The organism is Novosphingobium sp. 1529 (assembly GCF_040544855.1).
In the GTDB taxonomy this organism is placed as follows: domain Bacteria; phylum Pseudomonadota; class Alphaproteobacteria; order Sphingomonadales; family Sphingomonadaceae; genus Novosphingobium; species Novosphingobium capsulatum.
On the sequence record NZ_JBEPKW010000003.1, the window covers coordinates 44,379 to 58,364 of the forward strand.

Consider the following 13,986-nt stretch of genomic DNA (forward strand, 5'->3'; position numbering starts at 1 on the left):
AGACATATGGGAGAGGACAGGATGAACGATTTGGCACCAGGCGCGGTCAACATGCGCCTGATCGGCGCCATCGTGGCGGTCGCCACGATCGGCGGCTTCATGTTCGGCTATGATTCCGGGGTGATCAACGGCACGCAAAAGGGCCTGGAGGCTGCGTTCGAACTGGGCAAGGTGGGCATCGGTGTCAATGTCGGCGCCATTCTCGTCGGCTCTTCGATCGGCGCATTCGGGGCCGGGCGCCTGGCCGACCAGATCGGCCGGCGCGGGGTGATGAAGCTGGCGGCGGTGCTGTTTCTGGCCAGCGCGATCCTCGCTGGCGCTGCCGGCTCTTCGCGCATCTTCATCGTCGCACGGGTGATCGGCGGGCTGGGCGTGGGCGCGGCCAGCGTGATTTCGCCAGTCTATATTTCAGAAGTGGTGCCGGCCAACGTCCGCGGGCGCCTGTCGAGCGTGCAGCAGGTGATGATCATCACCGGGCTGACGGGCGCCTTTATCGTCAACTATATCCTGGCGCATGTTGCGGGAGAATCCACGGCGATCCTGTGGGCCGGGCAGCCGGCGTGGCGCTGGATGTTCTGGCTGCAGGCGCTGCCGGCGGCGATCTATTTCCTCGCGCTCATGGGCATCCCCGAAAGCCCGCGCTATCTCGTGGCCAAGGGCGATGACGCTGGCGCGCATGCCGTGCTCACCCGCCTGCTCGGCGCCGCCAGTGCCACCCGCACCGTTGCCGAAATCCGCCAGAGCCTGGCAGCAGACCACCACCGCCCCAAGCTTTCCGACCTGATCGACCGTGCCACCGGGCGCATCCGTCCGATCGTGTGGACGGGCATCGGCCTCGCCGTGTTCCAGCAACTGGTCGGCATCAACGTGGTGTTCTATTATGGCGCCACGCTGTGGCAGGCCGTGGGCTTTTCCGAAAGCTATGCGCTGCAAACCAACATCATTTCGGGGGTGGTGTCCATCGCGGGCTGCCTCGCCACGCTGCTGCTGGTCGATCGCATCGGGCGCAAGCCGCTGCTGCTCACCGGCTCGGCCGGCATGGCGGTGACGCTGGGGATCGTTGCCTGGGCGTTTTCGACGGCGGTGCATGGCGCCGGTGGCGCGGTGTCGCTGCCGGGCAACAATGGCGTGATCGCACTGCTGGCCGCCAATGCCTATGTCGTGTTCTTCAACATGAGCTGGGGACCGATCATGTGGGTCATGCTGGGTGAAATGTTCCCCAACCAGATCCGTGGTTCGGGCCTGGCGGTTTCGGGCTTTGCCCAATGGATCGCCAACGCCGCCATTTCCGTCAGCTTCCCGGCGCTGGTCGTGTCGCCGGGCCTGGCGGTCACCTATTCGTTTTATGCGGCGGCGGCGGCCGTGTCGTTCTTCTTCGTGCGCGCCATGGTCAACGAAACCAAGGGCGTGACGCTCGAACAGATGCAAGGCTGATTGCCGCGCGCCGGGCCTGTTTCCGCCATGCGGAGCAGGCCCGGTCAGCGCTTGGGGCTGGTTTCCGGCAGGCCGATAGCGCCGCGCAGGCCGGGAATCCATTGCCCCTTGTGCGCATCGAAAAACGGAAACGTGTTGGTATAGGCCCAGACGCAGATCGGCACGCCCAGCGGGTGGAACGTTTTGAAAACGCTGCGGTAATAGGCGATGCGCTGATCTATGGGAATGGATTCGAACGCACCGGTTTCGCCCATCAGCGGGATCTTGCCGGTGCGCGCGACATAGGCCTTGATCCGCTGCACATCCACCGGCAGCCGCGCCAGATCGGCCGGCTCGCCATACGTCCGGCCCAGCGGCGGGGAGGGCGATACCCAGGTGGCGCCCTGGTGGGTGAAGGCGAAGGGTTCGTAATAGTGGAACGTGGGCCAGACCTGCGGATCATCGGGCAGGTTCAGCGTGGCGAGCGAGGTGATATTGCTCCATTTCTCGCCGCCGATGATCACCGGGCGATTGGGATTGTGGCGGCGAATGGCCGCCAGCGCCGGCGCAAACGTGGTGACAAGATTGGCGTTGTCCAGCGCGTCCTTGGGTTCGTTCTCGATCTCGAACCACAGCGTCTGGCGCGGGCGGCTGGCATAGTGATCGGCGATCTGCTGCCAGACGGCAGTAAACCACGGTTGCGCGCCCACCGGATCGGTGTTGATCGCCTCGAAATTGTGGCTGTTGAGAATGACTTTGAGCCCGGCGTGCAGGGCGCCATCCACCACCTGGTCCACCCGAGCAAACCACGCCGGATCAATCGTATAGGGCGGCGTTGCCAGGCTGTGGCTCGACCAGTTGACCGGCAGGCGCACCGTATCAAAACCCGCTGCCTTGATCCGCGCGAAATCGGCCGGGCCGAGGCGATTGTGCTGGATTTCCCCGCCATGGGCCATGTCCAGGTGGTTGCCCAGGTTGATGCAGGTGGCCATCGGCAAGCTGGCCGGCTTGCGCGCCATGGCGGCGTGCGGGACAAGCGCGGCACCGGCGAGCAGCAGCGTGGCGAGAGCCTGGCGCAGCGGCGCAGGAAAGCGAGGCATTGCAGGCATCGTCATTCGCCTCCATCATCTCCAGGCAGCGGCACGTGGCCGGCCGGACGAGTATGTAATGCCTGCTATGGCGTGCCAAGCCTGTGACAGCAAAGGATTTTACCGCTGCGTCACGCCATTAGCGCACAACCCAGGCTGTGGTATAAGTTCCATAATAAAGGTTATGTTAAATGAAGTTTCCAGTTAGTTGCATGCCGTGCAATCGTACTGGCCTGTTTCGCACTTGCGGAATATGCTGAAATCACCCATTTGGAACGGGCCTTTCAGGCATCCTCTCCCAAACTTTCAAAGGCCAGCCTTCGGGCTGGCCATTTTTTTGTCTACAGCACGCGTCAACCAGGTGTCGGTGGTTCAGGCGGCGTGGCCAAGCGCGCGTTTGACCGCTGGTATAATAGTATAAACCGCTTCGCGCTGCGCGCCACGGTTTTCATGGTCGACGCAATAGCCCTGGTAATGCCGCCGGATCAGCCCGGCGCGCACCAGATCGGACACTGCGCGGCTGACATTGGTGCGCCCGGAATGGCGTAGCCGATCCCGCAATTCGGTGGCGATGGCCTGTTCGGCCTGCGCCGGATCAGCCGGCAATGTCCCTTTCCGCGCCAGTTGTGCGCGCACTTCTTCCACCACGGCGCGCCGCCGGGCGTCACGCTGTGCCATCGGGATCAAGGCATCGCTCAACCAGTCGCGCACGGGAATGGCTTGGCCCCCTTCGCGCACATAGGGCCCCGCGCTGTCTGACGTGCCGGCGGCTCGGGCAATCAGATTCAGCACCATGAAGGTATAGCGCGGCCGGGTGGATACTTCGGCCAGCTTTTCCAGTACGGCCGGCAGATCGATGTCATGCGGCGGCTGGACCCGCGCCGCAGCGGCGCCGCCATCCGGCCCAGCCACGGGCGCGCCCTTCCCCGCCAGCACACGCCTTGGCCGCCGTCCGGCCTGTGAGGGCGGCAGCGACGTGGCAGGCTCCGAGGCAAAGAGATCGGGCTGAAACATGCGAACATTTCAAGCACAAACCGCCGCCCTTGTGAATCCCCTGGATGCACGTGCGGCCAGGCCCGTGTCGATTAGCCAGTGGTGACACTTTACCCAAGCGCCTGGGTAAAGTGTCAGTCGTGGCGCTTCGCGAGGTGCGCTGCGGCCGACCGTGCGCTCTAATGCTGCCAAACATGGTGGCCCCAACCAGTTGATGGATGCGGCCAAACTGGCCGCCTGACCTGCTGCGCCCTTGACGGCAGCCGGCGTAGCGGCCAGTCCGCGATCGGTTTGGTTTCAATAGAGGGCAGCGCGGATATGGGTTTCAAGGTCTTGGCGCAAAGCCTGGCGACCGCGATGGTTGCAGCGCTGCTCGTTCCCAGTGCGGCCGGGGCCGAACCGCTGCTGGTCGGTGGCTATACCGGCGGGGGCGGCCAAGGCATTGCCGTCTATGATTTCGATGCCCGCACCGGCCATATCGCCGCGCGGCCGCAGCAGGTCATGCCGGCGAGCAATCCGTCGTGGCTGACGCTTTCGGCAGACAAGCACCACCTCTATGCGGTGAACGAAAACAGCGACGGCCAGCCCGATCCGGTTGGCCGGGCATCGGCCTATCGCGTCGATCCGCGCAGCGGGCGCCTCGCGTTCCTCAACCGCGTCGGGTCACTGGGCGCAGAACCCACCCAAGCCAGCCTCAGCCGCGATGGCCGTTTCCTGTTCATTGCCAACTATTCGGTTTCGGCCGATCCGGGTGGCACGCTGGCCGTGGCCCCGGTCCTGGCCGATGGCCGCCTGGCGCCAGTGGTGCAGATCAAGACCCACCGCGCCAGCATGGTCGACGTCGATCGCCAGGCTTCGCCTCATGTTCACTCGGTGGTCTCGTCCCCGGATGGCCAGTTTGTGTTTGCCCAGGATCTGGGCGCCGATCGCATTCAGATCTACCGCTATGACGCGGCGCATCCCGAGCATCCGCTCAGCGCGCTGCCGGGGCAGCCGTTCCTGGCCCTGCCGCCGGGTTCGGGCCCGCGTCACATGGTCTTTGCCCCCGGTGGGCGGCAGGCCTATGTCACGCTGGAAATGGCCGGCGCGGTCGCTGTGCTCGACCATGCCGATGGGCATCTTACCCTGCGCAAGGTGATCCCGCTCACCCCACCCGGCTTTGCCGGCAAGGTAGGTGCAGCAACGCTGCATCTCTCGCCCGATGGCCGCTTTCTGGCCGTGACCGATCGCGGCACCGACAATATGCTGGTCAGCTTTGCGATCGATCCTGCCGATGGCAGCCTGCGCCAGGTCGATCGCCACGCGGTCGATGGCGTGCAGCCGCGCGAATTCACCTTTTCGCCCGACGGGCGCTTCGTCCTAGTGGGCAACCAGGGCAGCAACGCCATTGTCGTGTTCCGCCGCGATCCGCAGACCGGGATTGTGGGTGAAAAGGTCCAGACGGTGGCGTTCAGTCAGCCGTCGGCGCTGTTGTTCCTGCGCTGAACCGCCAGCGCCACACCAGCGCGGGCAAAAGCAGCAGGGTCAGCAGCAGCGAGGTGGCCAGCCCGCCCAGGATCACCACGGCCATCGGCCCCTGGATCTCGCGGCCGGATTGGCCGGTCTCGATCGCCACGGGCAGCAGGGCAAAGGCGGTGACCAGCGCCGTGAGCAGGATCGGCGTCACCCGCTCGCGCGTCGCTTCCAGCAGAGTGTCGAGCGTCCACGGCCGCCCTTCCCCCAGGACGAGCTGATCGACATGGGCGACCAGCAGGATGGCATTGCGCGCGGAAATGCCGAACAGCGCGATGAAGCCGACCAGCGCGCCCAGCGAAACCACGCCCCCGGTCAGCGCCACGGCCAGCACGCCACCGGCCATTGCCGGCGGCATCCCCGCCAGGATCAGCAAGGCCGGCCGCACCCCGCCAAAGGCCAGGATCAACAGCGCCACCATCGCCACGCCGGCCAGCGCGACATGCGCGAGCAACTGGCGCTGCGCCGCAGCCGCACCTTCGGCCGTGCCCGCCCATGACAGGAACACGCCGGGCGGCAAGGCCACATCGCGGGCGATGCGGCCTTGCGCGGCCTTGACCACATCGGCCACGGCATGGCCGGGCACGACATTGGCCGTGACAATCTGCCGACGCAGCCCGCCCTCATGGGCGATCAGCGCGCGCGCCTCCCCCGGTGAGATCGTGGCGATATCAGCGAGGCGCACCGCGCCGCCGCTGGCCCCGCCGGCCGAGGCGCGCACCAGTGTGTCGCCCAAGGCCTCGGGATCGCGGCGCAAGTCTGGCGGCAGCGTGACGGCAACATCGATCGCGCGATCGGCCAGCACGACCTGGCCCACCGTCTGCCCGGCGAAGGTGGCGCGAATGGCATCGCCAGCATCGGCCGCGGTCACGCCATGCAGCGCCATGCGTGCCGGATCGAGCGTAACCCCCAGCATCGGCGTGCCGGGTGCAGCCTTCATCGTCACATCGGTGGCGCCGGGCACGCCGCGCAGCGCCGCGGCAATCGTGGCCCCGGTGCGATCCAGAGTGTCGAGATCGGCCCCCTGCACGCTGATCGCGATGGCGGCGGTTTCGCCCGAGAGACTTTCGCTGATGCGGTCACCCAGGAATGTCGTCACTTCGCCCTGCAAGGCCGGGGTGGCGGCCAGGGCGGCGCGAATTTCAGCGAGGGCAGCGTCTTCGCCGCGCCCGCCCACCGATTTCAGGCGCAAATGGAACTCGCCCTGGCTCGGCGGCCAGGTATCCTCCCCGGCTTCGGCGCGGCCGATCTGTTCTTCCACACTCAAGACTTCGGGAATGGCGAGCAGGCGGCGCGACAGCTCTTCCCCGGTGCCGCGCATCCAGGCGAGCGAGGCGCCCGGCGGCCCGCTCACCTGCAAGACATAGTGCCGCTCGCGAAACGTGGGCAAAAGCTCGCTGCCGAACGACAGCGTTCCGACGAGTGCAAGCGCGCCCAGCGTCGCAATCGCCCCGGCGGCCACGCCGGGCCGCGCGCAAAGCCGGCGCATCAGCCCTTCGTGCCAGTTCTTGAACCGTTCGAGCAGCGCCGGTTCGGCCACCGGGTTGCGCCCGCGCAATAGCATCAGCGCCAGCGCCGGCGTTACCGACAGCGCGACCACCAGCGAGGCCATCGTGGCGAGCAGGAACGCCAGGCCCAGCGGCGCGAAGAATGCGCCTTGCAGGCCGGTCAACAGGATAACCGGCAGCATGGTCAGCGCCAGGACGAACGTGGCATGGACCACCGGCGCGCGCACCTCGATCGAGGCGGCGGCGATGATCGCGCGGCGGTCGGCCTCGTCCGTCACGCCGCGCAGCCGGCGCACGATATTCTCGATATCGACGATGGCGTCATCGATCACCACGCCCAGCGCCACGGCGAGGCCACCCAGCGTCATCGTATTGATCGTCTGCCCGGTGCGATCGAGCACGATCAGCGCCGCCAGCAGCGACAGCGGGATCGATACGAACGCGATCATCACCACGCGCACATCGCGCAGGAATACCAGCAGCACGACAAAGACCATCACCGCGCCGATCGCCAGATCGACGGTGATGCCCGAAAGCGCCACTTCGACGAAGTTGGCCGGGCGATGCAGCGCCGGGTAAAGTGTCACGCCCTGGGCACGCAAGGCGGGGGCGATGTCATCGATCGCGCGTTCCAGGGCGCGCGTGGTGTCGAGCGTGTTGGCGCCATACTGGCTCGACAGCGTCATCAGCACGCCGGGCTTGCCCATGATCAGCGCATCGCCCACCGGCGGCGCAGCGGCGTCCGCCACTTGCGTGACATCGCCGATGCGCACGGTTCCGCCCGGGCCAGTGGTCAACACGGCAGCGGCAATCTGCGCGCCGGTGGTGGCGCTGGGGCCGGGATCGACCAGGATGCGCTGGTTGGGCGTATCGGCAAAGCCGCCGCCATTGACATTGACCGCCGCGCTCACCGCCTGGCCCAGATCGGCAAAGGTGATGCCGCGCGCGAGCAGGCGGGCGGGATCGGCACGCACTTCGATCCGGCGCTGCTCTCCGCCAAACACGTTGGCGCGGGCCACGCCGGGCACGGCGAGTAGGCGCGGCTTGATCGTCCATTCCGCCAGATCGCGCAGTTGCATCGGCGACAAGCGCTTGGAAACCAGGCCGATCTTGAGCAGGTCCATGGTGGACGACACCAGCGGCGTCAGGCGCGGGGTATCGACGCCGGGCGGCAGGCGCGGGATCGCATCGGCCAGTGCTTCGGAAACCTGCTGGCGCGCGCGATAGGCGTCGTTGCCCTCGCGAAAGGTGATATCGATCACCGACAGGCCCTGGATCGATTGCGAGCGCACCGTCTCCACGCCATTGGCGCCGTTAATCACCGCCTCGAGCGGGCGGGTGACGAGCATTTCCACCTGCTGCGGCGAAAGACCCGGCGCTTCGGTCTGGACGCTGGCCTGGGGCGGCACGAATTCGGGAAACACGTCATAGGCCGCGCTGCGCAGCGTAGTCACGCCCAGCGCCAGCAGCACCACCGCGCCCAGCAGCACCAGCCAGGGATGGCGCAGCGATTGCCTGACCAGCGCCGACAGCATCAATCGTCCCCGCCGTCGGCCGAGGGCTGCGGTGCGGCGTGATCCAGGCCGAGCAGCGTGCCGGCGCCGGCGACGACCACCTGATCGCCGCCGTGCAGGCGCCCGATCGGCACGAACCAGCCTGGCGCCATGGCGCGGCCGTCTTCCAGTGGCACGCGTTCAAAGTGGTCGAGGCTGGTGGCGCGCCACACGAACAGGCCGGCATCGGTGCGCACGATCGCGCTGCGCGGCACGATCACGCCCTGCCGCACCGGCCCGGTGGCCGAGGTGGTGGCCGCCAGGATGCGGCCCACGCCGATGCGCGGCGCCTGCGGCCCGGTCAGCAGCGCCAGCGCGCCGCCGCTCTGCAACTGGGTGTCCCCCGCTGCGGCCGGGCCAAGCACGCGCACCTGCGCGCTGCCTGGCGCGAGGTCGATCTGCACCATGGCCCCGGCAGGCGGCGCGCCGGCGGGGAAATCGAGGCGCAGGATCGCCACCTCGCCCCGGCTGGCCTGCCGCGCCAATGCTTCGGCCGCGCCGCAGCCCAGGTGCGACAGGCCAGCACCGAATTCAAAAGTCACGCGCTGGCACGCCAGGTTGAGGCGGGCAGCATCGGCGCGGGCCTGGGCGCGGGCGCTTTCCACCTCGCGCTGCGCAGCGCCGGCATCAGCCCCCGCCAATGCGGCCAGACGTGCGGCTTCCCTAGCAGAGGCGGACGCGGCCGCCCGCGCGCTGTCGATCTCTGCCCCGATCGCGGCCAGCGGCCCAAGATCGAGCGCGCGGGCATAGCCGGTTTCGCCCTGGCTCTGCGCCGTGGTGGCAAGCGCTGCGGTGACGATTCCGGCGCGCCGGCGCGTGGCATCGTCCACCACGAGTGCGCCCGTCGTGTTGGCGGGTGCGGCCGGCGCCGCGTGGGGCGCATCATCGCCATCGGGCGCCGCGAAATGGGCATAGCCCCACCCGCCCAACGCGCCCAGGGCGATGCCCAGCAGCAGCGCGGAAAAGGCGCCGCGACCTAGAGCCATGGCTGCACCAGTGCGGGGTCGATCATCGTTTCGGGTCCATCAAGCGGGCGCCGCAGCGCGTCTTCCAGGGCAAGATCGGCGCTGCGCACGCGGGTAAGCGCGTCGACCTGAGCCAGTTGCGCTTCCTGCGCGGCAATCTGCGCGGCGGCCCAATCGGCCGTGCCGATCGCGCCAAGCTTCAACTGCAGGTTGGCCTTGTCAGCCGCGCGGGCGGTGGCGGGCAGTTCTTCCCCGCGCAGGCGCGCCAGTGCTGCCTCTGCCGCAAGCCGCTCGGTCTGCGCCGCCTCGATCGCGGCCTGCGCATTGGCCAGCGTGGTCTCGATCGTGGCGCCGGCCTGGGCACGGTGCGCTTCGGCTGCGGCAATGGCGGCGCGGTTCAAGTCCCAAGAGGGCAGCGAAAGGTTGAGCGCGAACGGCAGCTTCACCAGGCCGCGCTCCCAGGTGTAACCCGGCCCCAGGCTGATCGCGGGATAGCGCTGCGCCACTTGCGCGCGCAGGTCCGCCTCGGCCTGGTCATAGCTGGCGAGCGCGCGCAGCACATCGGCGCGCGCGGCAATCGCCCGTGCCCGCTCCGCCGCCGACAGCGCCGGCAGGCTGGCCTGGGGCGCGGTGAAATCGTTCCACAGCAGCGCTTTACCATCAAGCGCACTGACCGGCACACCCAGCACGCCGGCCACGGCCGCGCGTCCGCCAGCGGCCCGTGCGTGCGCATCGTTGAGCGTGCGCAGCGCCGCCGCCCGGGCCGCGCGATAGGGATAGAGGTCAAGACTGGCGATTTCCCCGCGCCGCGCCCGGTCTTCCAGCACCGCCAGTTGCCGATCGCGCAGCGCCAGGATGCCGGTGCCCAGCCGTACCTGCTCGGCCCCGGCCATGGCATCGATCAAGCCGCGCTGCAGCGCCACGCGTTCCGACCAGACCGTTTCGGCCAGATCCTGGCGCGCCACCAGCACGGCCAGGTCGGCCTTGGCCAGGCGCGCCGATCGCCGCCCGCCGATATCGAGCGGCAGGTTAACCGAGCCACCCAGCAGCCACGGCGAGGACGTGCTGGGATCGTTGGCATATTCGCTCGACAGCGTGAACGTGGGCGCGGCCACCTTGTGCGCGGCGCGGGCATCGCGCTGGGCGGAAAGCACCGCCGCGCGCGCCTCGGCCACGCGCGGGTCTTGCGCCAGGATCGCGGCGAAGAGGTCGAGCCGGTCGAGGCTGTCAGCCATCTGCGGCGCGGCAGGGGCAATGCCTTGGGCGATCTGGCGCAGCTTTGGCTCTTCAAGCTGTGTTGTAACCCGCGCTGCGCTGCGGGCCGTCAGGTTGACCGGCGCGGGCGGCACCGGCGCGCAGCCGGCCGTGGCGGTGAGCAAGGCAGCGGTGATGGATAGTCTGCGCCTCACTGTTTTCGCTTTTCTATTTCTGTGCTTGGCCCAGCACCACCCCCAACCCCCTCCTCTGAAGAGGAGGGGGCTATGAACCCGCTCTCCCCGTCCGCTTCAGAGGAGGGGGTCGGGGGGTGGTGTGAAGCCTCACGCAATGTCTGCCATTCCCAAGCAACAAGGCGTAACCGCCCTGCCGCTTCAAGAAAAGTGACCATTGCGCAACATTGGCTGGATCAGAACGTGATGCGCGCATCCACCATGAACGAGCGCGGCGCCAGGAACTGGAACTGGTCGTCCACGCCATAGGTCTTGCCATTGGCGATCGAGGTGATCGCGCGGTTGTTGAACACGTTCGACACCGTCGCGCCGAGGCGGAAGCGGTTGGCGATCATCTGGCTGATGGCGAATTCGCCCACGCTGTAGGGCGCGATGCGATAGCTGCGCGGGCCAGTGGCACCGGCCGTCGCTTCGGTGGCGTATTGCGGGCCGGTGAACTTCTGGCTGAACGAAACGCGCGTGCCATTGTGGTTGTAGAACGCGCCCAGTGCGGCGGTGGAGAACGGCGCGCTGGCGATCTGTGCTCCGCTCGTCACCGAATGGGCATAGTTGTACGAGCCATTGGCAAACAGGGTCAGGCCGGTCACCGGCACGAAGCTGACCTGGCCTTCCACGCCCTTGTAGCGCACCTGCCCGATATTGACGAGCGCGTTGGAGGGCGCCCCGGTAGAGGTATCGGCCGCGATCTTGTTGTTGACGTTGATGATATAGCCATCGACGTCAACCGAGACGTGGCTGCCGTGCCACACCGTGCCGACCTGATAGTTGGTCGAGGTCTGCGGTTGCAGCTTGGCCAGGTTCTGCTGCTGCACGGCCTGGTCGGTCGAGGTGCCCGACGGCGTGTAGAAGCTCGACAGGTCAGGCACGTACATGCCCTGGGCATACTGGCCATAGAACGACCAGTTCTCCTTGGCCTGCCAGTTGATCGTGGCGAACGGCAGCGTCTTGGTCCAGGTGGCGGCCGTGTCGATCGGATTGCGGCTCTTCTGGTTGACCGGCCCGCTGATCGAGCGGTTGAAGTGCACGTACTTGACGCCCGGCGTGATCGACAGCGCCTCGACCGGGTGGAACTCGAACTCGGCAAAGAGCTGGTACTGGTTCCACTTGGAATATTGCAGGTAGTTGATGTTGGCATAGGCCGCGCTGGGCAGCGTGCCGACGCCGGTTACCGGCGCGAACTTTTCGTTGTACGACGGCATGCCGGTGGTGCGATCAAGGTCAAACCGCGCGCGGTCGGTATCGGCGTGCTCGTACCAGCCGCCCACGCGGATCTTGCCGAGCGCGAAATCATAATTGACCTGGCCAATATAACCCAGCACGCGATACTTGTTGAGCTTGTAGTACCCCGGAATATCGCCCGCCACCGTCGTGGTCTTGTAGGGCGAAGCCACCGTGCCAGCGCCGCTCAACGCCAGGACCGAGCCGGTGTTCCCCGACAGCGTGTTGTTGGTATAGCCATACATATAGGCGCGGTTGTCGAGCGACAGGCCCGGCGCCAGCTTGCTTTGCAGGCGGATGTACGAGAAATCGGTAGTCTTGTCGGTGCGGTTGTACTGCCAGTAATCCTGCTTGGTCGGATCGCTGCCCAGGCCATAGTTGAGGCCATATTGCCCGATCTGCGAGGTGGGCGTGCAGTTGTCAGCCGTCAGCTGCGTGCCGGCGGCCAGCGCGGTGCCGCCGGTGCCGCAAGTGGCGCCCTTCTGCAGGTCAGACTGGTAATAGAAGTTGCGATTCCAGGTGCTGAGCAGCGTCAGCGTGTTGGCCGTGCCGAGGGGGATTACCGCCTTGGCGAACAGGTTCTTGGAATTGACCGGCGAATTGGTCAGCGCGCCGTCCGAGCGCAGGAACTGCCCAGCGAGCACGAACTTGGCGCCGCCCAGCTTGTCGATCGCGCCGCTCTGGAATTCGCCGCGGCCGATGAAAGTGTTCCAGTTGCCGAGCAGGCCCTGGACCTGGCCGCCCATCTGGTCGCTCACCGCGCGCGAATACATGTTGATGTTGCCGCCATAGGTGGCCTGGCCCAGCTGGCTGGCATTGCCCGGGCCGCGATCGACCACGACGGTTTCGATCGTGGTGGTGGGGAAGAAAGCGGTGGAATGGTGCGTCGGGTTGTTGGTGTCGGCAAACGGGATCGAGTCATAGGTGACGTTGTAATCGCCATCCTGGAAGCCGCGGATCGTCGCTTTGGTTTCGGTAAAGCCGGTGCCGTTGTTGCTGCCCGAAATGCTCACGCTGGGGGTCAGCGCGATCAGTTGGTTGAAATCCGACGCGGCGTTGGCGTTGTCGATGAATTCGCGGCTGACCGCGGCCTGCGGCTGCGTGGTGGTGAGCGAGGCAGTGATCGGCGCCACTTGCGCGGCGCGGCTGCCGGTCACGATGATGTCGGACGAGGTGAGCGACTGCGCGTCGTTGGCCTGGCCGGCCTGGTTGGCGGTGGTGGATTGCGGATCGGATGCGGCCGGGGCCGCTTCTGCGGCGGCAGTGGCGGGGGCATCGGCCGCGTGGGCTGTGCAGGCGAGCAGGCTGGAGGCAGCCAGCAGGGCGCCGCGCAAGGGGTGCTTGATCATGATGTTCCTCAATTTATCATCAGGAAGAAGGGGATCGGGTGTCAGTGCGCCGGCCACTCGGCGCGGGCAGCCGCGACCATCGGGGCAAGGCGGGGATCGGAAAGCAGGGCCTGGGCAGCGGCGGTCGCCATGCCGTGGGCGGCCTCTACGTCGGTGGCAAAGTGCACGCCGCAGATCTCGCGGCTCAGCGTGTAATCCTGCGCCTTGGCCATCAGTGCGGCAGCGCGGTCGGGCGCGAGCTGCGCCAGGGTCCAGGCGACCGACCAGGCAAAGGCGGAATGCCCGCTGGGATAGGCCTTGAGCGCCTGCTCGCCCTTGCCGCAATGCGGCAGGGCGGGATCGACCATGAACGGTCGGGCGCGGCGGAAGTGATGCTTGGCAGCAGCGACCACGCGCTCCACTTCGTCCTGCACAAGATTGGCCAGCGCCAAAGTATGGGGCAGCGTGGCAATGTCCTTGCCCAGCGCCTTGTCAAAGATCGCCGGCTCCTTGTGCTCGCCATCCCAATCGGCCTGGGTGATCCGCTCGGGCGACGAGGCCGCGATCAGCGCGCGCAGGCGATCGAGATCGAGCTTTTCCTCCAGCGAGCCGGGCGCGGGCGGCGGGGCAAAGGCATGGTCGGGCGCAAACGTCGTTGCCGAAAGCCAGCGCGGCGCCGGATCGGCATGATCGGCCGCGTGGGCCGCAGGCACAACCATGCAGGCAGCCGCCAGCGCGGCCGCAGACCGGAAGAATCGCATTGTGTGAAACCCCATGGGCGCCGGGCCATTCCCGTTGCGCCTGCCGACCCGCTAGGCACCGTCCATGACATTTGTGCGACAAGTTCCGCACCTGGCATGATTTGCCCGCAACATTGCAAATTGAGAATGTTTTGGGGCGTGGGTGTTAGGTTTCGCACCACCCCCCGACCCCCTCCTCTGAAGAGGAGGGGGAGAGCCA

Annotated in this window: 9 protein-coding genes; 2 read left to right on the forward strand and 7 right to left on the reverse strand. The window is 67.1% G+C overall.

Annotation, left to right across the window (positions count from 1 at the left end; all coding sequences use genetic code 11):
• The first annotated feature begins 21 nt into the window (after positions 1-21).
• Positions 22-1,434 (forward strand): sugar porter family MFS transporter, encoded by a 1,413-nt coding sequence (locus ABIC78_RS08320; RefSeq protein ID WP_354488898.1) that lies wholly within the window; start codon positions 22-24, stop codon positions 1,432-1,434.
• Between the two features lie 44 nt (positions 1,435-1,478).
• Here ABIC78_RS08320 and ABIC78_RS08325 read toward each other — a convergent pair whose 3' ends face one another.
• Together ABIC78_RS08325 and ABIC78_RS08330 are read right to left on the reverse strand one after the other, a co-directional pair.
• The gene (locus ABIC78_RS08325) at positions 1,479-2,522 is read right to left on the reverse strand and encodes a glycoside hydrolase family 5 protein (RefSeq protein WP_354488900.1); all 1,044 of its coding nucleotides are present in this window, start codon (positions 2,520-2,522) and stop codon (positions 1,479-1,481) included.
• Between the two features lie 351 nt (positions 2,523-2,873).
• Positions 2,874-3,515 (reverse strand): hypothetical protein, encoded by a 642-nt coding sequence (locus ABIC78_RS08330; protein WP_502915662.1) that lies wholly within the window; start codon positions 3,513-3,515, stop codon positions 2,874-2,876.
• Positions 3,516-3,812: 297 nt separating this feature from the next.
• Here ABIC78_RS08330 and ABIC78_RS08335 point away from each other — a divergent pair, with 297 nt between their 5' ends.
• Entirely contained in the window at positions 3,813-4,979 is a 1,167-nt protein-coding gene (locus ABIC78_RS08335) for a lactonase family protein (protein ID WP_354488904.1), read from the forward strand.
• Here the strand turns inward: ABIC78_RS08335 and ABIC78_RS08340 are convergent.
• The 5 genes from ABIC78_RS08340 to ABIC78_RS08360 form a co-directional block, all read right to left on the reverse strand.
• Positions 4,945-8,049, reverse strand: a complete 3,105-nt coding sequence (locus ABIC78_RS08340; protein ID WP_354488905.1) for an efflux RND transporter permease subunit — start codon at positions 8,047-8,049, stop codon at positions 4,945-4,947. The genes ABIC78_RS08335 and ABIC78_RS08340 overlap by 35 nt on opposite strands.
• Positions 8,049-9,053, reverse strand: a complete 1,005-nt coding sequence (locus tag ABIC78_RS08345) for a hypothetical protein (protein ID WP_354488907.1) — start codon at positions 9,051-9,053, stop codon at positions 8,049-8,051. Before ABIC78_RS08345 ends, ABIC78_RS08340 begins: the two co-directional genes overlap by 1 nt.
• Complete coding sequence (locus ABIC78_RS08350; RefSeq protein WP_354488909.1) at positions 9,044-10,441, reverse strand: TolC family protein; 1,398 nt, start codon at positions 10,439-10,441, stop codon at positions 9,044-9,046. Before ABIC78_RS08350 ends, ABIC78_RS08345 begins: the two co-directional genes overlap by 10 nt.
• 215 nt (positions 10,442-10,656) lie before the next feature.
• Entirely contained in the window at positions 10,657-13,047 is a 2,391-nt protein-coding gene (locus tag ABIC78_RS08355) for a TonB-dependent receptor (protein WP_354488911.1), read from the reverse strand.
• A gap of 41 nt (positions 13,048-13,088) precedes the next feature.
• Complete coding sequence (locus ABIC78_RS08360) at positions 13,089-13,745, reverse strand: phosphatase PAP2 family protein (RefSeq protein ID WP_354488913.1); 657 nt, start codon at positions 13,743-13,745, stop codon at positions 13,089-13,091.
• Positions 13,746-13,986: the final 241 nt, after the last annotated feature.

What these genes read in the sequence shown, in the direction of transcription:
- ABIC78_RS08360 (WP_354488913.1), bottom strand. Translation starts at nt 13,745, where the DNA reads ATGGTTGTGCCTGCGGCCCACGCGGCCGATCATGCCGATCCGGCGCCG.
- ABIC78_RS08325 (WP_354488900.1), bottom strand. Translation starts at nt 2,522, where the DNA reads ATGCCTGCAATGCCTCGCTTTCCTGCGCCGCTGCGCCAGGCTCTCGCC.
- ABIC78_RS08335 (WP_354488904.1), top strand. Translation starts at nt 3,813, where the DNA reads ATGGGTTTCAAGGTCTTGGCGCAAAGCCTGGCGACCGCGATGGTTGCA.
- ABIC78_RS08330 (WP_502915662.1), bottom strand. Translation starts at nt 3,515, where the DNA reads ATGTTTCAGCCCGATCTCTTTGCCTCGGAGCCTGCCACGTCGCTGCCG.
- ABIC78_RS08345 (WP_354488907.1), bottom strand. Translation starts at nt 9,053, where the DNA reads ATGGCTCTAGGTCGCGGCGCCTTTTCCGCGCTGCTGCTGGGCATCGCC.
- ABIC78_RS08340 (WP_354488905.1), bottom strand. Translation starts at nt 8,049, where the DNA reads ATGCTGTCGGCGCTGGTCAGGCAATCGCTGCGCCATCCCTGGCTGGTG.
- ABIC78_RS08355 (WP_354488911.1), bottom strand. Translation starts at nt 13,047, where the DNA reads ATGATCAAGCACCCCTTGCGCGGCGCCCTGCTGGCTGCCTCCAGCCTG.
- ABIC78_RS08320 (WP_354488898.1), top strand. Translation starts at nt 22, where the DNA reads ATGAACGATTTGGCACCAGGCGCGGTCAACATGCGCCTGATCGGCGCC.